The 23,166-nt window shown below is 67.8% G+C and carries 19 protein-coding genes, 1 other RNA gene and 7 pseudogenes; 6 read left to right on the forward strand and 21 right to left on the reverse strand.

Annotation, left to right across the window (positions count from 1 at the left end):
- Nucleotides 1-27: 27 nt before the first annotated feature.
- The 10 genes and pseudogenes from mraY to rsmI all read right to left on the reverse strand — a co-directional run bounded on the left by mraY (nucleotide 28) and on the right by rsmI (nucleotide 8,390).
- Nucleotides 28-1,105, reverse strand: a pseudogene (gene mraY, locus ACSJDS_RS14960) (phospho-N-acetylmuramoyl-pentapeptide-transferase).
- A 9-nt stretch (nucleotides 1,106-1,114) separates the two neighbouring features.
- The gene (locus tag ACSJDS_RS14965; RefSeq protein ID WP_473033964.1) at nucleotides 1,115-2,149 is read right to left on the reverse strand and encodes a UDP-N-acetylmuramoyl-tripeptide--D-alanyl-D-alanine ligase; all 1,035 of its coding nucleotides are present in this window, start codon (nucleotides 2,147-2,149) and stop codon (nucleotides 1,115-1,117) included.
- Nucleotides 2,150-2,158: 9 nt separating this feature from the next.
- Nucleotides 2,159-2,329 carry a hypothetical protein gene (locus ACSJDS_RS14970; protein ID WP_473035110.1) on the reverse strand — a complete coding sequence of 57 codons (171 nt, stop codon included), beginning with the start codon at nucleotides 2,327-2,329 and terminating at the stop codon, nucleotides 2,159-2,161.
- Nucleotides 2,322-2,510: pseudogene (locus ACSJDS_RS14975) on the reverse strand (hypothetical protein); the annotation flags it as partial. The gene ACSJDS_RS14970 and the pseudogene ACSJDS_RS14975, both read right to left, overlap by 8 nt.
- Nucleotides 2,491-4,003, reverse strand: a pseudogene (locus ACSJDS_RS14980) (UDP-N-acetylmuramoyl-L-alanyl-D-glutamate--2,6-diaminopimelate ligase). The pseudogenes ACSJDS_RS14975 and ACSJDS_RS14980, both read right to left, overlap by 20 nt.
- 48 nt (nucleotides 4,004-4,051) lie before the next feature.
- Nucleotides 4,052-5,685 (reverse strand): annotated as a pseudogene (locus ACSJDS_RS14985) (peptidoglycan D,D-transpeptidase FtsI family protein); the annotation flags it as partial.
- A gap of 53 nt (nucleotides 5,686-5,738) precedes the next feature.
- Entirely contained in the window at nucleotides 5,739-6,068 is a 330-nt protein-coding gene (ftsL, locus tag ACSJDS_RS14990) for a cell division protein FtsL (protein ID WP_473033965.1), read from the reverse strand.
- 8 nt (nucleotides 6,069-6,076) lie between these two features.
- A complete protein-coding gene (rsmH, locus tag ACSJDS_RS14995) occupies nucleotides 6,077-7,033 on the reverse strand; it encodes a 16S rRNA (cytosine(1402)-N(4))-methyltransferase RsmH (protein WP_473033966.1) in 957 nt (318 codons plus the stop codon).
- An 80-nt stretch (nucleotides 7,034-7,113) separates the two neighbouring features.
- Nucleotides 7,114-7,479: RNase P RNA component class A (rnpB, locus tag ACSJDS_RS15000), an RNA gene on the reverse strand.
- Nucleotides 7,480-7,511: 32 nt separating this feature from the next.
- Nucleotides 7,512-8,390 carry a 16S rRNA (cytidine(1402)-2'-O)-methyltransferase gene (rsmI, locus tag ACSJDS_RS15005; protein WP_473033967.1) on the reverse strand — a complete coding sequence of 293 codons (879 nt, stop codon included), beginning with the start codon at nucleotides 8,388-8,390 and terminating at the stop codon, nucleotides 7,512-7,514.
- Nucleotides 8,391-8,433: 43 nt separating this feature from the next.
- Between rsmI and ACSJDS_RS15010 the strand changes: the two genes are divergently transcribed.
- From ACSJDS_RS15010 to ACSJDS_RS15025, 4 genes and pseudogenes are all read left to right on the forward strand, one after another.
- Nucleotides 8,434-10,260, forward strand: coding sequence for a penicillin-binding protein activator (locus ACSJDS_RS15010; protein WP_473033968.1), 1,827 nt, complete (start codon nucleotides 8,434-8,436; stop codon nucleotides 10,258-10,260).
- On the forward strand, nucleotides 10,244-10,612 hold the full coding sequence (locus ACSJDS_RS15015; protein WP_473033969.1) for a YraN family protein: 369 nt from the start codon (nucleotides 10,244-10,246) through the stop codon (nucleotides 10,610-10,612). The genes ACSJDS_RS15010 and ACSJDS_RS15015 overlap by 17 nt, the downstream gene beginning before the upstream one ends.
- Before the next feature lie 28 nt (nucleotides 10,613-10,640).
- Nucleotides 10,641-11,233, forward strand: a pseudogene (locus ACSJDS_RS15020) (phosphoheptose isomerase).
- Between the two features lie 5 nt (nucleotides 11,234-11,238).
- Nucleotides 11,239-11,817, forward strand: a complete 579-nt coding sequence (locus ACSJDS_RS15025) for a BON domain-containing protein (RefSeq protein ID WP_473033970.1) — start codon at nucleotides 11,239-11,241, stop codon at nucleotides 11,815-11,817.
- 86 nt (nucleotides 11,818-11,903) lie between these two features.
- On the opposite strand, the gene ACSJDS_RS15030 is transcribed toward ACSJDS_RS15025, so the two are convergent.
- The 8 genes and pseudogenes from ACSJDS_RS15030 to zapE all read right to left on the reverse strand — a co-directional run bounded on the left by ACSJDS_RS15030 (nucleotide 11,904) and on the right by zapE (nucleotide 18,215).
- Nucleotides 11,904-12,377 (reverse strand): ClpXP protease specificity-enhancing factor, encoded by a 474-nt coding sequence (locus ACSJDS_RS15030; protein ID WP_473033971.1) that lies wholly within the window; start codon nucleotides 12,375-12,377, stop codon nucleotides 11,904-11,906.
- 48 nt (nucleotides 12,378-12,425) lie between these two features.
- Nucleotides 12,426-13,052 (reverse strand): stringent starvation protein SspA, encoded by a 627-nt coding sequence (gene sspA / locus ACSJDS_RS15035; RefSeq protein WP_473033972.1) that lies wholly within the window; start codon nucleotides 13,050-13,052, stop codon nucleotides 12,426-12,428.
- 163 nt (nucleotides 13,053-13,215) lie between these two features.
- Complete coding sequence (locus tag ACSJDS_RS15040) at nucleotides 13,216-13,983, reverse strand: cytochrome c1 (RefSeq protein WP_473033973.1); 768 nt, start codon at nucleotides 13,981-13,983, stop codon at nucleotides 13,216-13,218.
- Nucleotides 13,983-15,241 (reverse strand): annotated as a pseudogene (locus tag ACSJDS_RS15045) (cytochrome b). Before ACSJDS_RS15045 ends, ACSJDS_RS15040 begins: the two are co-directional and overlap by 1 nt.
- A complete protein-coding gene (petA, locus tag ACSJDS_RS15050) occupies nucleotides 15,241-15,834 on the reverse strand; it encodes a ubiquinol-cytochrome c reductase iron-sulfur subunit (protein ID WP_473033974.1) in 594 nt (197 codons plus the stop codon). Before petA ends, ACSJDS_RS15045 begins: the two are co-directional and overlap by 1 nt.
- Before the next feature lie 210 nt (nucleotides 15,835-16,044).
- Complete coding sequence (gene rpsI, locus ACSJDS_RS15055; protein ID WP_473033975.1) at nucleotides 16,045-16,434, reverse strand: 30S ribosomal protein S9; 390 nt, start codon at nucleotides 16,432-16,434, stop codon at nucleotides 16,045-16,047.
- A 13-nt stretch (nucleotides 16,435-16,447) separates the two neighbouring features.
- Complete coding sequence (gene rplM / locus ACSJDS_RS15060; RefSeq protein WP_473033976.1) at nucleotides 16,448-16,876, reverse strand: 50S ribosomal protein L13; 429 nt, start codon at nucleotides 16,874-16,876, stop codon at nucleotides 16,448-16,450.
- A gap of 155 nt (nucleotides 16,877-17,031) precedes the next feature.
- A pseudogene (zapE, locus tag ACSJDS_RS15065) lies at nucleotides 17,032-18,215 on the reverse strand (cell division protein ZapE).
- Between the two features lie 188 nt (nucleotides 18,216-18,403).
- Here zapE and ACSJDS_RS15070 point away from each other — a divergent pair.
- Nucleotides 18,404-18,967, forward strand: coding sequence for a ZapG family protein (locus ACSJDS_RS15070; protein ID WP_473033977.1), 564 nt, complete (start codon nucleotides 18,404-18,406; stop codon nucleotides 18,965-18,967).
- Here the strand turns inward: ACSJDS_RS15070 and ACSJDS_RS15075 are convergent.
- A complete protein-coding gene (locus tag ACSJDS_RS15075; RefSeq protein ID WP_473033978.1) occupies nucleotides 18,892-19,653 on the reverse strand; it encodes a Nif3-like dinuclear metal center hexameric protein in 762 nt (253 codons plus the stop codon). The genes ACSJDS_RS15070 and ACSJDS_RS15075 overlap by 76 nt on opposite strands.
- 103 nt (nucleotides 19,654-19,756) lie before the next feature.
- On the opposite strand from ACSJDS_RS15075, the gene ACSJDS_RS15080 reads away from it, so the two are divergent.
- The gene (locus tag ACSJDS_RS15080) at nucleotides 19,757-20,983 is read left to right on the forward strand and encodes a Do family serine endopeptidase (protein WP_473033979.1); all 1,227 of its coding nucleotides are present in this window, start codon (nucleotides 19,757-19,759) and stop codon (nucleotides 20,981-20,983) included.
- Nucleotides 20,984-21,090: 107 nt separating this feature from the next.
- Here the strand turns inward: ACSJDS_RS15080 and hisD are convergent, their stop codons facing one another.
- Entirely contained in the window at nucleotides 21,091-22,416 is a 1,326-nt protein-coding gene (hisD, locus tag ACSJDS_RS15085; RefSeq protein WP_473033981.1) for a histidinol dehydrogenase, read from the reverse strand.
- A gap of 54 nt (nucleotides 22,417-22,470) precedes the next feature.
- Nucleotides 22,471-23,133, reverse strand: a complete 663-nt coding sequence (gene hisG, locus ACSJDS_RS15090; RefSeq protein WP_473033982.1) for an ATP phosphoribosyltransferase — start codon at nucleotides 23,131-23,133, stop codon at nucleotides 22,471-22,473.
- Between the last annotated feature and the right edge of the window lie 33 nt (nucleotides 23,134-23,166).

The following is a 23,166-nucleotide window of genomic DNA, read 5'->3' on the forward strand; positions in this document are numbered from 1 at the left end:
GACAGCATCGCGGTCGCTCGACGCCGCTCAGCGAACCTTGAGCGTGGCCAGGCCGACCAGCACCAGCACCACGGTAATGATCCAGAAGCGCACGATGACCCGCGGCTCCGGCCAGCCCTTGAGCTCATAGTGGTGATGCAGCGGCGCCATGCGGAAGATGCGCCGGCCGGTGAGCTTGTAGGAGCCCACCTGGAGGATCACCGAGATGGTCTCCATGACGAAGATCCCCATGATGAACAGCACGATCTCCTGACGTACGATCACCGCTACCACGCCCAGCGCCGCGCCCAGCGCCAGCGCCCCCACGTCCCCATGAAGACCTGGGCCGGATAGGTGTTGAACCACAGAAAGCCCAGCCCGGCCCCGGCGATGGTGGCGCAGAACACCGCCAGCTCGCCCGCGCCGACGATATTGGGAATCTGCAGGTAGTTGGCGAACACCGCGTTGCCGCTGGCGTAGGCGAACACCGCCAGGCCCATGGCCACCATCACCGTGGGCATGATGGCCAGGCCGTCGAGGCCGTCGGTGAGATTCACGGCGTTAGAGCTGCCGACGATCACCAGGTAGGTGAGCACGATGTAGAACGCCCCAGCGGCAGCACGATATCCTTGAACAGCGGCACGATCAGGCTGGTCTCCACGGGATTGCCGGCGGTAGCGTAGAGGACCACCGCCGCCAGCAGCCCGATCACCGATTGCCAGAAATACTTCCAGCGTGCCGGCAGGCCGCGGGGATTTTTCTCCACCACCTTGCGGTAGTCATCAACCCAGCCGATCGCGCCGAACCCCAGGGTCACCACGAGCACGATCCAGACATAGTGGTTGCCGAGATCGGCCCACAGCAGGGTGCTGACGGCGATGGCCATCAGGATCATCGCCCCGCCCATGGTCGGGGTGCCGGCCTTGGAGAGGTGGGACTGGGGACCGTCGTCGCGCACCGCCTGACCGATCTGGCGCTCGACCAGCCGCCGAATCATCCAGGGACCCAGCCACAGGCACAGCAGCAGAGCGGTCAGGGTGCCCAGGATCATGCGCAGGGTCAGATAGTGAAAAACGTTGAAGGCGCTCTGGAATTGCGCCAGAAATTCGGCCAGAAAAAGCAGCATGTGTTGCGTTCACCTTGATGCGTCAGCGCTCAGCGCCGCCACGACCCGTTCCATGCCGGCGCTTCGCGAGCCCTTGATCAGCACGCTGGCCCCCGCGGGCAGTTGGTCCAGGACATGGCGCGTCAGCGCCTCGCGGTCGTTGAAATGGCACCCGCCTGCCCCGAAGGCGTCGCTGGCCGGTTTTGCCAGCGCCCCGCAGGTGCCGAGCACGTCGATTCCCAGTTCCCGTGCGTGGCGCCCGATCTCGGCGTGCAGCCGATCCGAATCAGCGCCCAGTTCGCCCATGGCACCCAGCAGGCACCAGCGCGGCCCCGGGAGTTCGGCAAGCAGCGCCAGCGCCGCCTTGACCGCCCCGGGGTTGGCGTTATAGGTGTCGTCCAGCAGGCGGGTGCCACGCATCCCGGCCAGCAGGCTGAGCCGGCCCGGCATCGGCACCGCCGCCGCGAGGCCCTCCGGCAGCTGTTCGGCCGGTACGCCCAGGGCCAGCGCCGCGGCCGCCGCTGCCAGGGCGTTGGCCACGCTGTGGCGGCCCAGCAGCGCAAGCGGCACCCGGCCCGCCTCGTACCCGTCCACGACAAGCGTGAAAGCATAGCGTCCCAGGGCGTCACAGGCCAGCGCTGTGGCGCCGACCCGGGCGTCCCCGCCCAGCCCGAAATCGATCACCTCCCGGGGCCCGGCCAGCTGCGACCAGAGCGGGAAATAGGCGTCGTCGCGGTTGAGCACCGCCACGCCGTCGAGGGGCAGCCCCGCGAGTATCTCCGCCTTGGCCTGGGCGATGCGGCCCATGCCGCCGAACTCGCCGACGTGGGCGCCGGTGACGTTGGTGATCACCGCCACCTGGGGCTCGGCCAGGGTCGTGGTCCAGGCGATCTCGCCCAGGTGGTTGGCGCCCAGCTCGACCACCGCCTGGTGATGCGCGGCGTCGAGGGAGAGCAGCGTCAGCGGCGCACCGATGTCGTTGTTGAGGTTGCCGAGGGTGGCTAGCGTTGCCCCGCGGCGACTCGAGCAGCGCGGCGAGAATCTCCTTGACGCTGGTCTTGCCACTGTTGCCGGTCACCGCCACCAGCGGCCGTCCCCAGGCGCGGCGTCGGGCGCGCCCCAGCAGCCCCAGCGCCAGCCGGGTGTCCGGCACCACCAGCTGGGGCAGCGGGTCATCCACCGGGCGCTCCACCAGGGCCGCCACGGCGCCGGCATCACGGGCAGCGGCGAGAAAGTCATGAGCATCGTAGCGCTCGCCGACCAGCGCCACGAACAGCGCGCCCGGGGCCAGGCGGCGCGAGTCGGTGACGATCTCGCCCACCCTCAGGCTGCCGCTTTCGGGGGCAGCGCCGCCGTGGCGCCCAGCGCCTGGGCCACGGCGGCGAGCGTCTCCAACCCGGGTGCGCTCATCGAGCGCACCCGGCACGGCCGTCTAGCGCCTGCTCGGCCTCGGCGAGGTCGCTGAAGGCGTGGCGCACGCCAGCGACCTCCTGATAGCGCTCATGGCCCTTGCCGGCGATCAGCACCACGTCGTCCGGCGCCGCGGCCGCGAGGGTACGGGCGATGGCCGCGGCCCGCCCCTCGAGGTTCCAGGCTGCGGCGCGGGCCTCGGGGGACAGCCCGGCCAGGATCTGCTCGCGAATGGCGGCCGGCGCCTCGCCGCGGGGATCGTCGTCGCTGATCACCAGGCGGTCGGCATGTCGCTCGGCCACCGCCGCCATCTGCGGCCGCTTGCCGCTATCGCGCTCGCCGCCGCAGCCGAACAGGCACCAGAGGCGCCCCTTCCCGGGCAGATGGGCGCGCAGCGCCAGCAGGGCGTTCTCCAGGGCGTCGGGGGTATGGGCGTAGTCGATGATCACCGTGGGGCACCCCGGACGAATCAGCGGCTGCAGGCGTCCCGGCACCGCGCTCACCCGGGCGGCGGCGTCGAACAGCGCCGGCAGCGGCTCGCCCAGCCCATAGAGGGTGGCGATAGCCAGCAGCAGGTTGTCGAGACTGAAGCGGCCCAGCAGCGGCAGTTCCAGCGGCATCTCGCCCTCGGGCGTGGCGATCAGGGCCAGCTGGCCCTCGGTGCTCGCCTGCCAGTCGACTACCCGCAGCGTTGCCGCCGGGTCCTCGCCTACCGCCAGCACGCGCACCCCCGGCGTCACGCCGGCCAGCATCAGCCGCGCCAGGGGATCGTCGCCGTTGACCACCGCCAGCGACAGCTCCGAGCGGCGAAACAGGCGCGCCTTGGCCGCGGCATAGGCGGCCATGCTGCCGTGGTAGTCGAGATGGTCCCGACTGAGGTTGGTGAACACCGCCGCGGTCACCTCGCAGCCCTCCAGGCGATCCTGTTCCAGGGCGTGGGAGGAGACCTCCATGGCCACCCGCCGCAGGCCGGCGTCGGCCATCTCGCCGAGCGCGGCCTGCAGCACCAGCGGCCCGGGAGTGGTCAGCTCTCCTCCGCTCAGCGCCCCCGGCCGTCCGTGCCCGAGGGTGCCGACCACGCCGGCGTCGCAGCCCAGGGCGGTACTCAGCTCGGCGATATAGTGGGTCACCGAGCTCTTGCCGTTGGTGCCGGTCACCCCGATCAGCGCCAGCGAGGCGGGTACCGCAAAGAGGTCATGGCCCAGCTCGCCGAGGCGCTGACGCAGAAAGGGCAGGCCCAGCACCCGCGGGTCCTGAGCCGGTTCGGGAAGCGACTCATTGCGATCGAGGTGGTCAGAGCACGCAGGCGGCGCCGCGCTCCAGCGCGGCCTCCAGGTAGTCGCGACCGTCGGCGGCCACCCCCGGCACGGCCAGGAACACATCGCCCCGAGTCACGCGGCGGCTGTCCAGCACCAGCCCGACGCTGCCCTCCAGGTCGACGGCGGACCGGGACAGGCTGGGCCAGTAGCGGTGGATCGCGGTCTGGAGACGGGAAGCACTGACCTGCATGAGGACACCTCTGTCGGGAGTGGGAGAAGGCTCAGCGCGAGCGCTGGTCGGGGGCACGTCGAGCAGCCGCAGGGCGCCGCCGGTGACTCGCGAGAACACCGGCGCCGCCACCGCGCCGCCGAAGTAGTCGCCGCTGCGCGGATGATCGATCATCACGATGGTGACGATGCGCGGGTCGGAGACCGGCGCTACCCCGGCGAACAGGCTCCGGTAGGCCTCCCGCTCATAGCCCCGCGCCGAGGTCTTGCGCACCGTGCCGGTCTTGCCGGCGACCCGATAGCCGGGCACCCCGGCCCGTCGGCCGCCGGTGCCCGGCTGGACGGACTCTTCCATGACCCGCAGTAGATCGTGGGCCACCGCCGGGTCGATGACCTGGGTGCCGGGCGGCGGCTCGGGCAGCTTGAGCAGCGACGGGGCAGACGCACCCCGCCGTTGGCCAGGGCGGTATAGGCGCTGGCCAGCTGCAGGGCCGAGGTCGACAGGCCGTAGCCGTAGGAGAGCGCGGCCCACTGGCTGCGCGACCAGCGCACCGGCGCCGGCAGGGTGCCGGTGGACTCGCCGGGAAAGCCGGTCTCGGGGCTCTCGCCGAAGCCCAGGCGCCGATAGAGATCCGGCACCAGGGGCTCGTCGAGCTCCAGCACCAGCTTGGACATGCCGATATTCGAGGATTTTTCGAGGATACCGGCCAGGTCCAGCTCGCCGTAGTTGCGAATGTCACGAATGGTGAAGCGGTCCAGCATCATCCAGCCCGGCGAGGTATCGACGACCACATCGCGGTCGAAGCGCCCGCTCTCCATGATCGCCGCCATGGCCAGCGGCTTGACCACCGAACCCGGCTCGAAGACATCGACGATGGCCTGATTGCGTAGCCCCCGCGGGTCGAGGCCGGCGCGGTTGTTGGGGTTGTAGGAGGGCTGGTTGGCCATGGCCAGCACCTCGCCGGTGCGGGCGTCCATCATCACCACCACGCCCCCATCCGCCTGATGCTCGGCCACGGCGGCCTTGAGTTCGCGATAGGCCATGTACTGCAGCCGCTGGTCGATGGCCAGGGTCAGCTCGCCGCCAGGCTGCGCCTCGCGCAGCAGCGCAAGGTCACGCACCAGGCGACCGCGGCGATCCTGCATCACGCGGCGCTGTCCGGGGGTGCCGGCCAGGTAGGGCTGGTAGGCGAGCTCCAGCCCCTCCTGCCCCTTGTCGTCGACGTTGGTCACGCCCAGCAGCTGGGCGGCCACCTCACCGGCCGGGTAGTAGCGCTTGTACTCGTGCTGGGCATAGACGCCGGGCACGCGCAGGTCGATGACCCGCTGGGCGGCGTCCGGGGTCAGCTGGCGGCGCAGGTACATGAATTCCCGGGAGGCGAAGCGCTCCAGTCGCGCATCGAGATCGTCCAGGGAGAGCGCCAAGGCGCGCGCCAGCTGCAGACGCTGGATCGGGTCTTCCGGTACCTCCTGGGGATTCGCCCAGAGGGTCACCACCGGGGTCGAGATGGCCAGCGGCTCGCCGTGGCGGTCGCTGATCATCCCGCGATGGGCGCTCAGGGCCTGGGTGCGCAGGATGCGCGCATCGCCCTGCCCCTGCAGGAAGGGGCGATCGATGACATGCAGGGTGACGATCCGCCCGCTCAGCAGCAGCAGGCCAATCACCACCAGCCCCAGCACCAGCCGGTAGCGCGCCTGCCCCATGGGCGCCGACGGAGGGCGTCCACGCGGCGTGACGCCGCTGCGCGGCTCGGCCCTCATGGCCGGATCACCTCGACCTCATCGACATCGGGCAGGCGCATCTCCAGACGCTCCACGGCCAGGCGTTCGATACGCGCTGGCGACGACCAGGCGCTCTCCTCCAGCAGCAGCTGCCCCCATTCGGTCTGCAGCTGGTCACGCTCCCGTTCGAGCTGCTGCAGGCGAGCGTACTGCTCACGGGTCAGATGACTGGTGCCGACCACCGCCGTGGCGCTGACCAGGCACGCCAACACCAGTGCGACCACCACCACCAGCCGGGCATTGAGCAGCTGGCGCAGGGAGCCGCCGAAGCGGAGGGTGGCGGGAGTGGATCGTCCTTGTGTCATGCGCTGCTTTAGCCCCGTTTGCGCGCTACGCGCATCACCGCGCTGCGGGCGCGCGGATTGGCGTCGACTTCGGCGGCGTGCGGACGCTGCGCCTTGCCCAGGGCCTCCAGCCGCCGCTCGATCTGATCTTCGCGGATCGGCATGCCGCGTGGCAACCGGGTATCGCCGCGTACATGCTCGCGAATGAAGCGCTTGACCCGGCGATCCTCCAGGGAGTGAAAGCTGATCACCACCAGATGACCGCCCGGCGCCAACGCCTCCAGCGCCGCCGCGAGGGCCGCATCGAGCTGGTCCAGCTCACCGTTGACATGAATGCGCAGGGCCTGGAAGACGCGGGTTGCCGGATGCTTCCCCTTCTCCCAGGCCGGATGTGCGGCCTTGATCACCTCAGCCAGGTCCGCGGTGCGCTCGAAGGGGCGCTCGCCCCGGCGCGCCACCACCGCCCGCGCCAGGCGCCGGGCATAGCGCTCCTCGCCGTAGCGCTTGAAGACCTCGGCGATCTCGGCCTCCTTGGCGCGGGCCAGAAAGTCGGCGGCGCTCTCGCCGCGGCTGGGATCCATGCGCATGTCCAGCGGCCCGTCGCGCAGGAAGCTGAAGCCCCGCTCGGGGTCGTCGAGCTGCGGCGAGGAGACGCCCACGTCGAGCAGCACGCCGGCAAGACGGCCGTGAAGCCCCTCCCGCCGGGCGAAGTCGCCCAGCCGGGCGAATTCGTCCTGGGCAATGGTGAAGCGCGGGTCCTCGATGGCAGCGGCCTCGGTAATGGCCTGGGGATCGCGGTCCATGGCCAGCAGGCGCCCCTGGGGCGCCAGGCGCGCGAGTATCGCCCGCGAATGGCCGCCACGACCGAAGGTGCCGTCCAGGTAGCTGCCAAGCGGGTCGTGCACGAGCGCCTCGACGGCACCGTCGAGCAGCACGCTGGCATGGCGAAAGCCGCGAGGGGCCGATTCAGGGGCGGATGACGACATGCGCTTCTCGATTCAAGGATCATGGTGCGCCGCGTCCCGACGAGCCGGGAGGCGATGGCCGGGACGCGGCGCGAAAATACGGAGGGAGTCGGCCGATAAGCCGGGTTCTGTCGGGGACAGCCATTCATCTAGGAGCCGCGTCACCGCGGCCCTCAAGCAACCTACCCGCCCCCAGTGCGGGCCACGCCATTGGGGGCCTATTTGGTCTTGCTCCGGGTGGGGTTTACCGTGCCACGCACTGTTACCAGGCGCGCGGTGCGCTCTACCGCACCCTTTCACCCTTGCCGGCCTCCCGCAGGAGACGTAGGCGGTCTGCTCTCTGCTGCACTTTCCGTCGGCTCGCGCCGCCCAGGCGTTACCTGGCACCCTGCCCTGTGGAGCCCGGACTTTCCTCCCCGGCACCCAACGCGAGGATCGGTACCGGCGGCGACCGTCTGGCCGACTCCGCGAGCAAGAATACCAGTGCCACTGCCCCCCCTCAACGACTTTCCTCGCTCCCCGAGTGCCGCTCCTTGAGGGCCTGGGCGCGGGCATGCCACTGTTTTTTCGCCCCTCCCAGCAGCCGGGCGGCCACCGCTGCGGCCTGCTTGACCCCGACCCCCTCGGCCAGCAGGGCGCTGAGCAGCGCCTCTGCTTCCACTGCCACCCGCTCCTCGTCCTCGCGCGGCGCCTCTCCCGCCACCATGATCACGAACTCTCCGCGAGCCTGGTCCGGGTCGTCATCCATCCGCGCGAGCAGCGACCTCGCGGTGCCATCGAGGAAGGTCTCGAAGGCCTTGGTCAGCTCGCGCGCCAGCACCAGGCGACGCTCGCCCAGGCAGGCATCGAGGTCGGCCAGGGTATGGCGGATGCGATGGGGCGATTCGTAGAACACCAGGGTCTCCTCGCGGCCCGCCAGCGCCTCCAGGCGGGCCCGACGAGCGCTTCCCCTGGCCGGCAGGAAGCCCTGGAACAGGAAGCGGTCGGTGGGCAAACCGGCGGCACTAAGCGCCGCCACCAGGGCACAGGGCCCCGGAAGCGGCACGATGCGCCGCCCCCGGGCGCGCAATTCCCGCACCAGCACGAAGCCGGGGTCGCTGATCAGCGGCGTGCCGGCATCGCTGACCAGGGCGACATCCTCGCCGGCGACCAGCCGGGCATCGAGCTGGTCGACGCGCGCCGCCTCATTGTGTTCATGCAGCGACAGCATCGGCACGCTAAGCCCCAGATGGTGCAGCAGCCGCGCGGTATGACGCGTATCCTCGGCGGCGACCACCGCCACCTCACCCAGCACGCGGGCGGCCCGCGGACTCAGGTCGTCCAGATTCCCAATCGGCGTGGCGACCACGTACAATGAGCCTGAGCTCGAGTCTGACATGAAGGGCTCCCGGCAAGCGAAGACGACGAAGGGACATGTATCCATGGACAAGACGCCACGCGGCCTGCTGGCCGCTGCGTTCGCAGCGCTGCTGCTCGGCGGCTGCGCCTACCAGCCCGGGCCGGTCGAACGCCTCCCCGACGACCCGAGCGTGCTGCTCGAACAGGCCCGTGACCAGGCGCCCGAGCAGGCGGCGATCAGCCGGCTCGAGGCGGCCGATATCCTAGCACGCCAGGGTCAGCGCACCCAGGCACTGGATATCGCCAGCCAGCTCGACGACCGCCAGCTTCCCGACGATCAGCGTCTGCGCTGGGCCATGCTGCTCTCCGAGCTCGGCGAGGCCGAGGGCGATCCCTCGGCGGTGATCCAGGCCGGCCAACTGCTCGACGAGCTCGAGCTGCCGCGCGACGCCAGCCTGATCCTGCGTGAACGCCAGGGCAAGGCGCTGGCCGAGATCGGCGAGTACCGCGCCGCTGCCGAGTCGCTGATGCGGGTTCAGGCGGCCACCGATCGGGATGCCCTCAACGAGACCATCTGGACGGCGCTGAGCCGTCTGGAGCGCTCCGAACTGGAGGCCATGCGCGACGACGCGGACGCCCTGATCCGGGAATGGCTCGTCCTGGCCGGGCTGGTGCGCGACAGCGGCGGCGATGTCCAGCGACTGTCCGAGCGCCTGGAGGCCTGGCGCGAACGCAATGCCCGGCACCCCGCCGCCCGGGCGCTTCCGGGCGACCTCACCGCGCTGCGCGACCTGCGGGGCCAGGAAGTCCGCCATATCGCCGTTTTCCTGCCCGAATCGGGCCCGTTGAGCAGCGTCGCGGAAGCGATTCGCGCGGGGATCAGCGCCCAGCACCAGGCCGCGGCAGCGCACAACGGCGGCGTGCGCCTGAGCTTTCTCGACGCCAGCCGCGGCGACCTCGACAGGCTCTACGAGGAGGCTCAGGATCGCGGCGCCCAGGTGGTCATCGGACCCCTCGACAAGGATCAGGTCACCGAGCTGGAACGCCGCGACCAGGTCCCGCTGCCGACCCTCGGCCTCAACTACGGGCATGGCGAGAGCAACCGCGCCCGCGGGTTCTTCCAGTACGGCCTCTCCGCCGAGGACGAGGCCCGCCAGGTGGCGCGTCGCGGCCGTGAGGACGGCCACCGCCGCACCGCCCTGCTGATCCCCGACAACGAGTGGGGCAACCGGGTCGGACGCGCCTTCGAGCGCGAATGGCGGCGTCTCGACGGCAGCGTGACCAACGTGGTCACCTACAATCCCGGGGGCTCGGCAACCGAAAGCACGCGCCGCGCCCTGGCCGGCGGTCGCCCCGACATGCTGTTCCTGCTGGCCCTGCCGAGCTACGCCCGCCAGGTGCCGCCAACCCTGGAGTACTACGACGCGGCCAACCTGCCGGTCTATGCCACCTCGCACCTCTTCGAGGGGCGCCCGCAGCCGCTGCTGGACCACGATCTGGATGCCGTCAACTTCCTCGACATCCCCTGGCAGATACCCGACGCCGCGGTAGGCGGCGTGGAAGCTCTGCCCTATTCGGACAGCTATCGTCAGCTCCGGGAGGATGCCGACCCCGCCGTCTTTCGCCTGATGGCCATGGGCGTGGACGCCTACGAGCTGGCACGGCGGCTGCCGCAATTCCAGCTGATGCCCGACAGCGAACTATTCGGCGCCACCGGCACCCTGAGCCCCGCGTCGGACGGCCGCATTCAGCGACGCCTGCCCTGGGCGCGCTTCGAGCGGGGCATCCCCCAGCCGATCCTCAGCATCGACCTGCTCGGCAGCGACCCGCTGGGCAACGGCGGCGACGGCATCCACCTGCCCAACGGCGAACTGCTGGAGGACGGTCGTCTCGATGCCCCAAGCAACTGACGCCCGGGCCCGCGGCGAGCGAATCGAACGACTCGCCTCGCAGTGGCTCACCGCTCGCGGCCTCACCCTGGTGGCGACCAACCAGCATGCCAAGGGGGGCGAGCTGGATCTGGTGATGCGCCACGGCGACACCCTAGTGTTCGTCGAGGTGCGCCACCGGGCCGATTCGCGTCATGGCCATCCGCTGGAAACCATCACCGCCGCCAAGCAGCGTCGGCTGATCCGTGCGGCGCGTTTTTATCTCGCGCGCAACCGGCTATCATGTCCCTGCCGCTTCGACGCCCTGGCCGTGACCGGCACCCCGCCCGAGCTCGAGTTCGAGTGGGTACAGGGCGCCTTCGAGGCATTCTGACAGGCGCCCCCAGGACCAGGAAGACAGAATGGATTTCCAGCAGCGCATACTCGGCCACTTCAACGCCAGCCTCGACACCAAGACCTACGCCAGCGAGGTGCTGCCCCCTTCATTGAGGTGGCCAGCCAGATGATGGTGCAGACCCTGGTCAACGAGGGCAAGATTCTGGCCTGCGGCAACGGCGGCAGCGCTGGCGACTGCCAGCACTTCTCCTCCGAGCTGCTCAACCGATTCGAGCGGGAGCGCCCCAGCCTGCCGGCCCTGGCCTTGACCACCGACACCTCGACGCTGACCTCCATCGCCAACGACTACAGCTACAACGAGGTATTCTCCAAGCAGGTGCGCGCCCTGGGCCAGCCCGGCGACATCCTGCTGGCGATCTCCACCAGCGGCAACTCCGCCAACGTCGTTCAGGCCATCCAGGCCGCCCACGACCGGGACATGGCGGTGGTGGCCCTGACCGGCCGCGACGGCGGCGACATGGCATCCCTGCTCGGCCAGGACGACTGCGAGATTCGCGTCCCGGCCACCTCTACCGCCCGCATTCAGGAGGTCCACCTGCTGGTGATCCACTGCCTGTGCGACCTCATTGACGAACAACTCTTCGGCAGCAGCGAGTAATCCCCATGCCCTTCAAGACACTGCCCCTTGCCCTTGTGTTCTCCGCCCTGCTGGTGCTGGGCGGCTGCACCACCGTCACCGGGGTGGCCAACCCCGGCACCATCGAGGAGAACTACGGCAAGCGCACCCTCGGCGCTCAGGTCGAGGACGAGAGCATCGAGACCAAGATCGCCCACAACCTACGACGCAGCGACGCCCGCCTGGGCGACGCCCGCATCAACGTCGATAGCTACAACGGCGTGGTGCTGCTCACCGGTCAGGTGCCCAGCCAGGAGCTCAAGAACAAGGCGAGCGAGGTGGCCGGCGAGGTACGCAATGTCCGCGACGTGCACAACGAACTGGCCATCGCCGCTAACCTGCCGGCCAGCCAGCGGCTCTCCGACACCTGGCTCAATACCCGGATCCGCACCAGCCTGGCCACCGATGACACCATCGACACCGGCCGCCTGCGCTTTATCACCGAAAACGCCAGCGTCTACGTGATGGGGATCGTCACCCGGGCCGAATCGGATCGCATCGTCGATGCCATCTCGCGAATCGGCGGCGTACAGCGAATCGTCAAGGTGTTCGACTACCTGGACTGACCCCACCGGCGCCTTCGCAGCAGCAAAACGACGACGGCAGGCCACAAGGCCTGCCGTCGTCGCGTCGGGCACCGCATTCGGTGCGACTACTTGATCACCCGCAGCGACGGGCGCCCCTTGGTGGGCGGCGTCTCCTCGGCGGCCTCACCCTCGTTACTGGTCGCCCCCTCGTCATCGCGCTCGACGCTGGAGAGCCCGGAACGCTCGGTGGACGCCTCCTCCGGCTCCGACTGCTCCGGGGCTGGCATCACCGGCTCATGACCGAAGACCATGCCCACACCGTTCTCACGGGCATAGAGCGCCACTAGCGCCGGCATGGGCACCACCACCTGCATCGGCTGGCCGCCGAAGCGGGCATGAAAAGTGATGGCATCGTTCTCGATATGCAGGTCGCGCACCGCGGTGGGCCCTACGTTGAGCACGATCTGGCCGTTCTGCACGAACTGCCTGGGCACCCTGACCCCGGCCTGCTCGGCATCGACGACGATGTAGGGGGTTTGCTCGTTGTCCAGCAGCCATTCATACAGGCCGCGGGCAAGATAGGGACGGCTGGATAGCATCAGTGCCCTCCTCCGTTGCTGGGTGCCGAGCCAGGCCCGGCACCGCGTTCAGGTGCGCATCTCGCGCTCGTTCTCGCTGAGCGAGGCAGTGAAGGCGTCGCGCTCGAACAGCCGCTCCATGTAGGTCACCAGCGGCTTGACCTGCTTCTCGGGAAGCTCGATGCCCAGCATCGGCAGCCGCCAGAGGATCGGCGCCAGGCAGCAGTCCACCAGCGAGAACTCCTCGCTCATGAAGTACGGCATGTCCTCGAAGATCGGCGAAATGCCCACCAGGCTCTCGCGCAGCTCCTTGCGCGCCTTGTCGGCCTCCTTCTTCGGCCCCTGCTCGATCTGCTCGACCAGCGGGCACCACTCACGCTCGATGCGGTGCATCCACAGCCGGCTCTGCGCTCGGGCCACCGGATAGACCGGCAGCAGCGGCGGATGGGGAAAACGCTCGTCGAGGTACTCCATCATCACCTTGGACTCGTAGAGCACCAGGTCCCGGTCGAGCAGCGTGGGCACGCTGTTGTAGGGGTTGAGGTCGGCAAGCTCTTCGGGGCGCTGATCACCGTTGACCTCGACGATATCCACCGCCACGCCTTTCTCGGCGAGCACGATGCGCACGCGATGACTGAAGTGATCGTCGCCTCCTGAGTAGAAAATCATCGACGACCGCTTGGCCACTACACCCATGAAACAATCCTCGCATCAAATCGAACCGGGATGATAACACGCACCCGCTTACCGGGGGCGTGCCACTTACGCCATCAGGCGCAAAAGACGACACAGGGGGCGCATGGCTCGCGGCCATGCGCCCCCTGCTGCACGATGCATCACACCGCAACGCTACACTACGTTAGTGGATATCGCGCCAGTACTCGCGCTTGAGCAGATAGGCCAGCACACCGAAGAGGAAGATGAAGATCAGCACCTTCGGTCCCAGGGTCTGGGCATGCAGCCTGGAGGGTTCGCCCACGTAGACCAGGAAATTGGTCAGATCGTACACGGCATCCTCGAACTCTTCCGGCTCCATGCTCCCCGGGCGCGTGATCTGCAGCACCTCGCAGGACTGGTACTTGCCCGTCAGCGGGTCGAGCTCCGCACCCTCGACGGGCCGGTCGGTCTCGGCGCACACCATCTCCTGCACACCCTGCAGCGGCTCGAGCACGTTGGGCATGGCCGGCGCCTCCAGCACGATGTTGTTGACACCGAGCGGCTGGTCCGGGTCACGGTAGAACCCCAGCAGGTAGGAGTAGATGTAGTCCGGCCCCTTGACACGGTTGAACAGCGTCAAGTCAGGCGGCGTCACACCGAACCAGTTCTCGGAGTCACCCGGCTGCATGGCGATGTGCATCTGGTCGTTGAAGGCCAGATCCGAGGAGAAAATCAGGTTCTCCTCCACCAGATCCTGGGGCATGCCCAGATCCGTTGCGGCCCGCGAGAAGCGCTGATGCTCCAGAGAGTGGCAGCTCATGCAGTAGTTGACATAGAGCTGCATGCCCCGCTGCAGGGACGCCTGGTCGTTGATATCCGGCGTCATCGAGAAGGGCTGTTCAGGCAGTGGCGCTGCCATGGCAGTGAAAGGCACCAGCGCGAACAGCAATGCGAAAAGTTGCTTTTTCATTAGCCAGTCACCCTCTCCGGAACGGGTTTGGTCTTCTCCAGCTTGGTGTACAGCGGCATCAGCAGGAAGAAGGCGAAGTAGAGGACGGTGCACAGCTGTGCCACCGCGGTACGAATCGGCGTGGCAGGGATGGCCCCCAGGACCCCCAGGATCACGAAGCTCACGGCGAACAGGGTCAGCATCGCCTTGGACATCCATCCCTTGTAGCGCATGGAGCGCACCGGGCTGCGGTCGAGCCAGGGCAGGACGAACAGCACCGCGATCGCACCGCCCATGAAGACCACGCCGAGGAACTCGGCCTGCAGCGGCCCAATATCGAAGGTGATCGCCCGCAGGATCGCGTAGAAGGGCGTGAAGTACCACACCGGTGCGATATGGTCCGGGTCACCATCGGGTTGGCCGGCTCGAAGTTGGGTCGTTCGAGGAAGTAGCCGCCGCCCTCGGGGAAGTAGAAGATCACCACCGCGAAGACGAACAGGAACACCGCCACACCGGCAATGTCCTTAACAGTGTAATAGGGGTGGAAGGGAATGCCGTCCAGCGGCTTGCCGGATTCGTCCTTCTTCTCCTTGATGTCGATGCCGTCGGGATTGTTCGACCCGACCTCATGCAGGGCGATGATATGCAGCACCACCAGCGCCAGGATCACGATGGGCAGCGCCACCACGTGAAGGGCGAAGAAGCGGTTCAGGGTGATACCGGAGATCAAGAAGTCACCGCGAATCCACTGCGCCAGGTCCGGTCCGATGAACGGAATGGTGGCGAACAGCGAGATGATCACCTGCGCCCCCCAGTAGGACATCTGGCCCCAGGGCAGCAGGTAGCCCATGAAGGCTTCGGCCATGAGCAGCAGGTAGATGGCCATGCCGAAGATCCACACCAGCTCGCGGGGCGCCTTGTAGGAGCCGTACAGCAGGGCGCGGAACATGTGCAGATAGATGACGATGAAGAAGGCCGACGCGCCGGTGGAGTGCATGTAGCGGATCAGCCAGCCCCACTCCACGTCGCGCATGATGTACTCGACGGAAGCGAAGGCGCCTTCGCCGGAGGGGTTGTAGCTCATGGTCAGCCAGACGCCGGTGAGGATCTGGTTGACCAGCACCAGCAGCGCCAGCGAGCCAAAAAAGTACCAGAAATTGAAGTTCTTGGGCGCGTAGTACTTGGAGAGATGATCCTGCCACATCTGTGTGGCGGGGAAGCGATCATCGACCCAGCGCATGAAGCCGCCTTCCGCCTTGACCCGATTCGGATTACCCATCACGCAGCCTCCTCGTCTTCGCCAACGATGATGATGTCGTCGGTCTCAAAGCGGTACGGCGGCACCTCCAGGTTGGACGGTGCCGGCACGTTGCGGAACACGCGGCCCGAGAGGTCGAAGTAGGAGCCGTGACAGGGGCAGAAATAGCCGCCCGGCCATGCCGCCATGTCCACATCGTCGGGCCCCGGGCGAAACAGCGGCGAGCACCCCAGATGGGTGCAGATGCCGATCAGTACCGAAATATCGGGCCGGATGGAACGCAGCGGGCCGGTGACATACGGCGGCTGCTGGGGAACCTCGGAATCGGGGTCGGCCAAGCGGGAGCGATCGAAGTTTTCGGTTCGCTCGATCATGTCCGGGGTACGCTTGACGATCCACACCGGACGTCCGCGCCACTCCACGGTCATCCGCTGCCCCGACTCTAACTTGGAAATATCCGCCTGGACCGGCGCCCCCGCCGCTCTTGCCCTGGCACTCGGCTGCCAGGAAGCCACAAAGGGAACCGCCACTCCCACGGCACCCACCGCACCCACGACGGTGGTGGCACCCAGGAGCAGTCGGCGCCGCCCTTTGTTTACGCCGTTATCTGCCATTTTCTGGTTTCTCCCATCAGCTTACCCGTTGACTCACCACGAGCTCGATCCCGTGACCACGGATACCAAATCCGCCACATCTTAAGGAATCACGACGCTCGGCACAAGGCAGAGAGGGCCTGACCAAGGTGTAATTCTCAACACAACCCACTGAACACAAAGAAAAAAGCCCAGGCATTGCCCGGGCTTTTTCGTGCTGCAAACGCCGATTTAGCGCTTGGAGAACTGCGGGCGACGACGCGCCTTGCGCAGACCCACTTTCTTGCGCTCGACCTGACGGGCGTCACGGGTCACATAGCCCGCCGCACGCAGCGTGGGACGAAAGTCCTCGTTGTACGCCATCAGGGCGCGGGTAATGCCATGGCGAATGGCGCCCGCCTGGGCGGAGCCGCCGCCGCCCTGGACGGTGACGTAGACATCGAACTGGCCGAGGGTCTCGGTCAGCTCCAGCGGCTGGCGCACCACCATGCGACCGGTGACGCGGCCGAAATACTGGTCCAGATCACGGCTGTTGACGGTGATCTTGCCGGTGCCCGGCTTGAGGAAAACGCGGGCGGTCGACGTCTTGCGGCGCCCGGTACCGTAATACTGCTGTGTCATGGCGATGACCCCCTCAGATGTTCAGTTCTTGCGGCTGCTGGGCGGCGTGCGGGTGTTCAGTGCCCGCGTATACCTTCAGCTTGGAATACATGGCGCGACCCAGGGGGCCCTTCGGCAGCATCCCCTTGACGGCGGACTCGATGACCCGCTCGGGAGCGTGAGCGATCATCTTTTCGAAATTCATGGAACGCAGCCCACCCGGATAGCCGGTATGACGGTAGTAGGTCTTGGCCTGGGCCTTGTTACCGGTCACCTTCACCTTCTCGGCGTTGATCACGACGATGTAGTCGCCGGTGTCGACATGCGGAGTGAACTCCGGCTTGTGCTTGCCGCGCAGGCGACGAGCGATTTCGGTGGCCAGGCGGCCGAGCGTCTTGTCCGCAGCGTCGACGACATACCAGTCGCGCTGGACGGACTGCGGCTTAGCAGTGAACGTCTTCATGGATGAAATCACCACAATCGATGTATTGGATCCTGCCGCCGGCCGAACCGAGGCGGGATCGTCCCTATTTTTCTTGGTTGCCGGCGACACAGCCACCGACAACGTTCGAGCGAGGCGGCATTCTACACGACTCGCCCGCCCAGGGTAAGAGGCAATCAAGGCTTATGGGGCAGCGCCAGGTACTCATGGGACTGCATCTCCTGCAGCCGCGAGAGGGTACGCTGGAACTCAAACTCCAGGCGGCCGTCGGCATAGAGCCGCTCGGCTGGCGCCTCGGCCGACATCAACAGCTTGACGCCGCGGTCATAGAACTCATCGACCAAGTTAATGAAGCGCCGGGCCTGATCATCGGTGGCACCGGTCATACGGGTCACGTTGGAAACCAGCACGGTGTGATACTCCCGGGCCAGCTCGATGTAGTCGTTCTGGCTACGCGGCCCGTCGCACAGCTCCCTGAACTCGAACCACACCACGTCGTCATGCAGCCGGCGGGCCTGCAGAACGCGGTGGTTGATCTCGATGGGCACATCCCGCTCCCCTTCCTGTCCGGCGATCTCGCGAAAGCTGCGGGACAGCTCCACTTCCGCGGCCTCGTCCAGGGGGGCATGGAATATCTCGGCACGCTCCAGCGCCCGGAGCCGATAGTCGATGCCGCTATCGACATTGACCACCTCGCAGTGGCGATTGAGCAACTCGATGGCAGGCAGGAAGCGCGCCCGCTGCAGGCCGTCCTTGTAGAGCTCGTCCGGGACGATATTCGAGGTTGCCACCAGCACCACCCCACGCTCGAAGAGCGCTTCGAGCAGGTTGGCCAGGATCATCGCATCGGTAATGTCCTTGACGAAGAACTCGTCGAAGCAGATCACCCGCGCCTCGGCGGCAAACTTGCCGGCGATCAGGGTCAGGGGATTCTTTTCCCCTTGTAATGCTCAAGCTCGTTGTGGACCCGCTGCATGAAACGGTGGAAGTGGGTCCGCATCTTGTCCGGAAAAGGCAGCGACTCATGAAAGACATCCATCAGATAGGTCTTGCCGCGCCCTACCCCACCCCACAGGTAGAGGCCCTGGATATCGGGAAGCACCGGCGCGTCGACCGGCCTGCTACGGCGCCCCAGCAGCCCCGCCATGCGGGACTTGAGTCCACGCCCCGTGGTCACGGCGCGAGGCTCGGTGCGCGGCGCCGCCAGCAGGGCGTCGTGCAGGCGCTGAAGGTGCTGGACCGCCCGCTCCTGAGCTGGATCGTGCTGAAAATCTTCACGTTCGAGGTCGGCGCGGTAACGCTGCAGCGGCGTGCTACCCGCGCCCCCGGAGGCCCCCGCAGGGGACAGAGTCGCGCACATGGCAATTCCTGGCTGGCTTGGCTCGAAGGTTGGCAAGCCAGGTATTATACCTATCCACACCGCGAGGCACAGGAAAGTCAGGCACGCGTTGACCGACCGGGCGCCGCCGCCCCTATAATGGGCCGCCGGAAGGCCCCGGCGGCAGCGCCGCCCCGTCGATCGCCGAGCCCGGTCGCACACGAGCACTGATGGAGAATCAAGTGGAATACGGCAACATCAACTGGATACTGGCGATTGCCAGCCTGCTGATCGGGATCGGCGCAGGCGCGGCGGGCTATCGACTGCTCAGCGGCGGAGCCAACCAGCTACAGGACCTGCGCCAGCGTCTCGCCGAGCGTGAACGTGAGCTTTCCGAGACCCGACGCGAGATGGGCGATCACTTTGCCGCCGTTGGCGCCATGGTGAGCAATCTCCAGCGCGAGGCGCGCGCCCTGGAGCACCGCCTGGCCGAAGACGCCGCCGGCTTCGGCCAGGCTCAGTCCCCGCGGGGCCTCGACATCGACAGCCTGCCAACGCCGGATGCCCAGGGCGACGATATCCCCGCCCCCGCGACTACGCCGACGGCACGCGTGGCACCCTGTCCGAGGACTTCGGGCTCAAGGGCGACGAGGCCGACGCGCCCCAGCCGCCGCGCTACTGACGCCATGCCCCGTCTGGCCGCAACGCACCGCGGCGGTCAGGCGGGGTTGTCGATATCCACGAAGCGGTGCTCGATACCGAACTCCCGCGACAGCCACTCCCCCAGCGCCTGAACGCCGTAGCGCTCGGTCGCATGATGACCCGCTGCCAGGTAATGAATGCCCAGCTCACGGGCCAGATGAGTGGTACGCTCGGAGATCTCGCCGGAGATAAAGGCGTCGGCGCCGCTCTCCCAGGCCAAGGTGATCATGTCCTGGGCACCGCCGGTGCACCAGGCGATGCGCTGGATCTCTCCGCCCCCCGGCGCCTTGATCAGCAGCGGCTCCCGTGCCAGGGTATCGCCGAGACGCGCGGCCAGTCCCGAGGGGGTCAGCGGATCGGCCGGGCGCCCCAGCCAGACCAGCCCCTCGCCCAGTTCGCCGTCGGCACAGCCGTCGACCTCGAAGCCCAGCAGGCGCCCCAGCTCGGCGTTGTTGCCCAGCCGCGGATGGGCGTCCAGCGGTAGGTGATAGGCGAGCAGGCTGATGTCGTGGAGCAGCAGGGTACGCAGCCGCCGCTGCTTGATCCCGGTGACGGTCACCGGCTCGTTCTTCCAGAAGTAGCCGTGGTGCACCAGCAGCAGATCGGCCTGCCAGGCCACCGCCTCGTCGAGCAGCGCCTGACAGGCGGTGACCCCGGTCATCACGCGGACCACGCCCTCTCGACCGGCCACCTGCAGGCCATTGACGGTGTAGTCCTTGAAACGGGTGGCATCGAGCAGCGTATCGCATGCCCTGGTCAGCTCGTCGCGGGAAATCATCCAGGCCTCCGGACAGTGGTTTATCGCCAATGTTACACTAGTCCCACATCATAACGACGCTACGGGAGGCCAGCGAGGCCCCCGCCGACCAGGAAAACGCCCCATGCGACCTTCGCTCGCCGCCTACGCATGGCCCGTCATCACCGGCGTGCTGCTGGCCATCGTACTGCTCAACACCTTTCCCCAGCTGCTGGGCCGCTCGGACGTGCAACCGCCGGCGGTTCAGCCTCCCGCCCAGCCGCTGGTCGAACCCGGCGCCTCACGCGAGGTCGCCACCCGGCCCACGCCGGATGTCCGTCAGGCCCCGCCGCTGAGCCGCGATCAGGGACCGGCAAGCTACTCCTTGGCGGTGGAGAAGGCGGCACCAGCGGTGGTGAACGTCTACTCCTCGCGGGTCATCGAGCGCGAACAGCACCCGCTGATGTCGGACCCTTTCTTTCGCCAGTTCTTCGCCGACGACCTGCCCAGTCAGCAGCGCCTGCTCTCCAGCCTGGGCTCCGGGGTGATCGTCAGCGCGGACGGCTTCGTGCTGACCAACCATCATGTGATCGACGGTGCCGACGAGATTCAGGTCGCCCTGCGCGACGGCCGCGAGACCCTCGCCGAGGTCATCGGTACCGACCCGGAAAGCGACCTGGCCGTGCTGCGCATCGAGCTCGACGACCTGCCGGTGATCGAGCTCTCCGACACCGCCGACGTCGCCATCGGCGACGTCGCCCTGGCGATCGGCAATCCCTTCGGCGTCGGCCAGACCGTGACCATGGGGATCATCAGCGCCACCGGCCGCAGCCACCTGGGGCTGACCGCCTACGAGGATTTCATCCAGACCGATGCCGCCATCAACCCGGGTAACTCCGGGGGCGCCCTGATCAACGCCGAAGGCGCCCTCGTGGGCATCAACACCGCCATCTTCTCGCGCTCCGGCGGCTCCCAGGGCGTCGGCTTCGCCATCCCCACTCGCCTGGCTCACAGCATCCTCGATGCGCTGGTCACCCAGGGTCGGGTGATTCGCGGCTGGCTGGGCATCGAGGCCCAGGAGATGACCCCGGAGCTGGCCGCCTCCTTCGGCCTGCAGGCGCCGCGCGGCGTGGTCATCGCCGGGGTGGTCCCCGATGGCCCCGCCGCCCAGGCGGGGCTGCGCCCGGGGGATGTCTTGCTCGAGGTAGACGGACGCCCCATCGTCGACGCTCGGGTGGCGATGAGCGACATTGCCGCCATCCAGCCCGGCTCCACCTTGCCGCTCACCGTGGTGCGCAGCGGCGAGCGACTCGACATCGACCTGGAAGTGGGAGAGCGGCCGCAGCCCGAGCGGCGCCCGCCCGACCGCTGACACCCAGGCGAAAACACCGCGGCCCCGCCATCATCTGGCGGGGCCGCGGCGTTTCTCTGCACTCTACCACCTCTCTGTCGGGCGTCACGCGGCCGCGGGACGGGCGATCAGGCCTTGGGGCGAATGCGATACTCCGCCGAGCGGGCGTGGGCGGTCAGCGCCTCGCCGCGGGCCAGCGTCGACGCCACCTCGCCCAGGGTGGAGGCCCCCTCCGGCGAGCAGTGGATGATCGAGGAGCGCTTCTGGAAGTCATAGACCCCCAGCGGCGAGGAGAAACGCGCCGTGCCCGAAGTAGGCAGCACGTGGTTGGGACCGGCACAGTAGTCGCCCAGCGCCTCGGCGGTGTAGCGCCCCATGAAGATGGCCCCGGCGTGGCGCACTTCCGGCAGCAGCGCCTCCGGATCCCCCATGGAAAGCTCCAGGTGCTCCGGCGCGATGCGGTTGATCAGCGCCACCGCCTCCTCCCGATCGCGACAGTGGATCAGTGCCCCGCGCCTGGACAGCGACTCGCGCACGATCGCCTCGCGCTCCAGGGTCGGCAGCAGGCGCTCGATGGCCGCCTCGACCGCCTCCAGGTGCGCCGCATCCCAGCTCACCAGCAGGGCCTGGGCATCCTCGTCGTGTTCGGCCTGGGAGAACAGATCCATGGCCAGCCAGTCGGGGTCGGTGCCGCCATCGGAGACCACCAGGATCTCGGAGGGGCCGGCAATCATATCGATGCCCACCTGACCGAATACCGCCCGCTTGGCCGTCGCCACGTAGATATTGCCGGGGCCGACGATCTTGTCGACCCGCGGCACGCTCTCGGTGCCATAGGCCAGGGCGGCCACCGCCTGGGCCCCGCCGATGGTGAAGACATGATCCACGCCCGCCACATGGGCAGCCGCCAGCACCAGTTCGTTGAGCACGCCATCCGGCGTGGGTACCACCATGACGATCTCGCGCACCCCGGCCACGTGGGCCGGAATGGCATTCATCAATACCGACGAGGGATAGGCGGCCTTGCCACCCGGCACGTAGATACCGGCACGATCCAGGGCGGTAACCTGCTGTCCCAGCACGCTGCCGTCGGCCTCGGTGTATGACCAGGAGGACGATTTCTGACGCTCGTGATAGTCACGAATGCGCTGTGCGGCCAGCGCCAGCGCCTCGCGCTGGGCCTCGGGCAGGCCCGCGTAGGCCTGTTCCAGGCGCGCCGCGTCGAGGGTTAGCTCGGCCATGCTGGTCACCGTGAGCCGGTCGAAGCGGTTGCTGGCCTCGATCAGGGCGGCATCGCCACGGGTTCTGACCGCGGCAATGATGTCGTCCACCCGCTGCTGTACCGCCGCATCGGACACGCCCTCCCAGGCCAGCAGGGCATCGAGCCGGGTATCGAAGTCGGCGTCGCCGGTGGAAAGCCGTGTCAGTTCGACGGCCTCAAGGATCTCGCTCATGCTAGGTCCTGCCTCTATCAAGATGAAAACCAGTCGTGCCGGCGCGCGACAGCATCAGGGGCTCGCCACCGTCTCAGCGGACCGGCGCTTGCCCACCGCCTCGCCGAGGCGCTGGATCAGCGGTTTGAGGCGGGCGTGCTTCATGCTCATGGCCGCCTTGTTGACCACCAGCCGGGTGCTGATCGGCGCGATCAGCTCGCGAGGGGCCATGCCGTTGGCGCGTAGGGTATTGCCGGTATCGACGATATCGACGATCTCATCGGCGAGGTTCATCAGCGGCGCCAGCTCCATGGCCCCGTAGAGCTTGATGACCTCGGCCTGAATGCCCTGTTCGGCGTAGTAGCGACGGGCCACGTTGACGAACTTGGTGGCCACCCGGCGCCGGGCCCGGGCCGGCTCGGCGCCTTCGATGCCGGCCGTCATCAGCTTGCACTTGGCGATCTCGAGGTCGAGCGGTTCATAGAGGCCTTCGGCCCCGTGCTCGAGCAGCACGTCCTTGCCGGCCACACCCAGATCGGCGGCGCCCAGCTGGACATAGGTAGGCACGTCGGTGGCTCGCAGGATCACCAGCTTGACGTCGGCCAGGTTGGTGTCGAACAGCAGCTTGCGGCTCTTGCCCAGGTCCTCGGCGGGGGTGATCCCGGCATCGGCCAGCAGCGGCAGTGTCTCGTCGAGAATACGCCCCTTGGAGAGGGCCAGAATCAGTTGCTTGCTCATGATTTCGCTCTATGGTCGGGGGTGGCGCACGCC

The organism is Halomonas sp. SL18_1 (genome assembly GCF_055755715.1).

Excerpts from the sequence above, each read along its gene's own strand:
- ACSJDS_RS14970 (WP_473035110.1), bottom strand. The coding sequence starts at position 2,329 with ATGCTCATGACTTTCTCGCCGCTGCCCGTGATGCCGGCGCCGTGGCGG.
- ftsL (WP_473033965.1), bottom strand. The coding sequence starts at position 6,068 with ATGACACAAGGACGATCCACTCCCGCCACCCTCCGCTTCGGCGGCTCC.
- rsmH (WP_473033966.1), bottom strand. The coding sequence starts at position 7,033 with ATGTCGTCATCCGCCCCTGAATCGGCCCCTCGCGGCTTTCGCCATGCC.
- rsmI (WP_473033967.1), bottom strand. The coding sequence starts at position 8,390 with ATGTCAGACTCGAGCTCAGGCTCATTGTACGTGGTCGCCACGCCGATT.
- ACSJDS_RS15010 (WP_473033968.1), top strand. The coding sequence starts at position 8,434 with ATGGACAAGACGCCACGCGGCCTGCTGGCCGCTGCGTTCGCAGCGCTG.
- ACSJDS_RS15015 (WP_473033969.1), top strand. The coding sequence starts at position 10,244 with ATGCCCCAAGCAACTGACGCCCGGGCCCGCGGCGAGCGAATCGAACGA.
- ACSJDS_RS15025 (WP_473033970.1), top strand. The coding sequence starts at position 11,239 with ATGCCCTTCAAGACACTGCCCCTTGCCCTTGTGTTCTCCGCCCTGCTG.
- ACSJDS_RS15030 (WP_473033971.1), bottom strand. The coding sequence starts at position 12,377 with ATGCTATCCAGCCGTCCCTATCTTGCCCGCGGCCTGTATGAATGGCTG.
- sspA (WP_473033972.1), bottom strand. The coding sequence starts at position 13,052 with ATGGGTGTAGTGGCCAAGCGGTCGTCGATGATTTTCTACTCAGGAGGC.
- ACSJDS_RS15040 (WP_473033973.1), bottom strand. The coding sequence starts at position 13,983 with ATGAAAAAGCAACTTTTCGCATTGCTGTTCGCGCTGGTGCCTTTCACT.
- petA (WP_473033974.1), bottom strand. The coding sequence starts at position 15,834 with ATGGCAGATAACGGCGTAAACAAAGGGCGGCGCCGACTGCTCCTGGGT.
- rpsI (WP_473033975.1), bottom strand. The coding sequence starts at position 16,434 with ATGACACAGCAGTATTACGGTACCGGGCGCCGCAAGACGTCGACCGCC.
- rplM (WP_473033976.1), bottom strand. The coding sequence starts at position 16,876 with ATGAAGACGTTCACTGCTAAGCCGCAGTCCGTCCAGCGCGACTGGTAT.
- ACSJDS_RS15070 (WP_473033977.1), top strand. The coding sequence starts at position 18,404 with ATGGAGAATCAAGTGGAATACGGCAACATCAACTGGATACTGGCGATT.
- ACSJDS_RS15075 (WP_473033978.1), bottom strand. The coding sequence starts at position 19,653 with ATGATTTCCCGCGACGAGCTGACCAGGGCATGCGATACGCTGCTCGAT.
- ACSJDS_RS15080 (WP_473033979.1), top strand. The coding sequence starts at position 19,757 with ATGCGACCTTCGCTCGCCGCCTACGCATGGCCCGTCATCACCGGCGTG.
- hisD (WP_473033981.1), bottom strand. The coding sequence starts at position 22,416 with ATGAGCGAGATCCTTGAGGCCGTCGAACTGACACGGCTTTCCACCGGC.
- hisG (WP_473033982.1), bottom strand. The coding sequence starts at position 23,133 with ATGAGCAAGCAACTGATTCTGGCCCTCTCCAAGGGGCGTATTCTCGAC.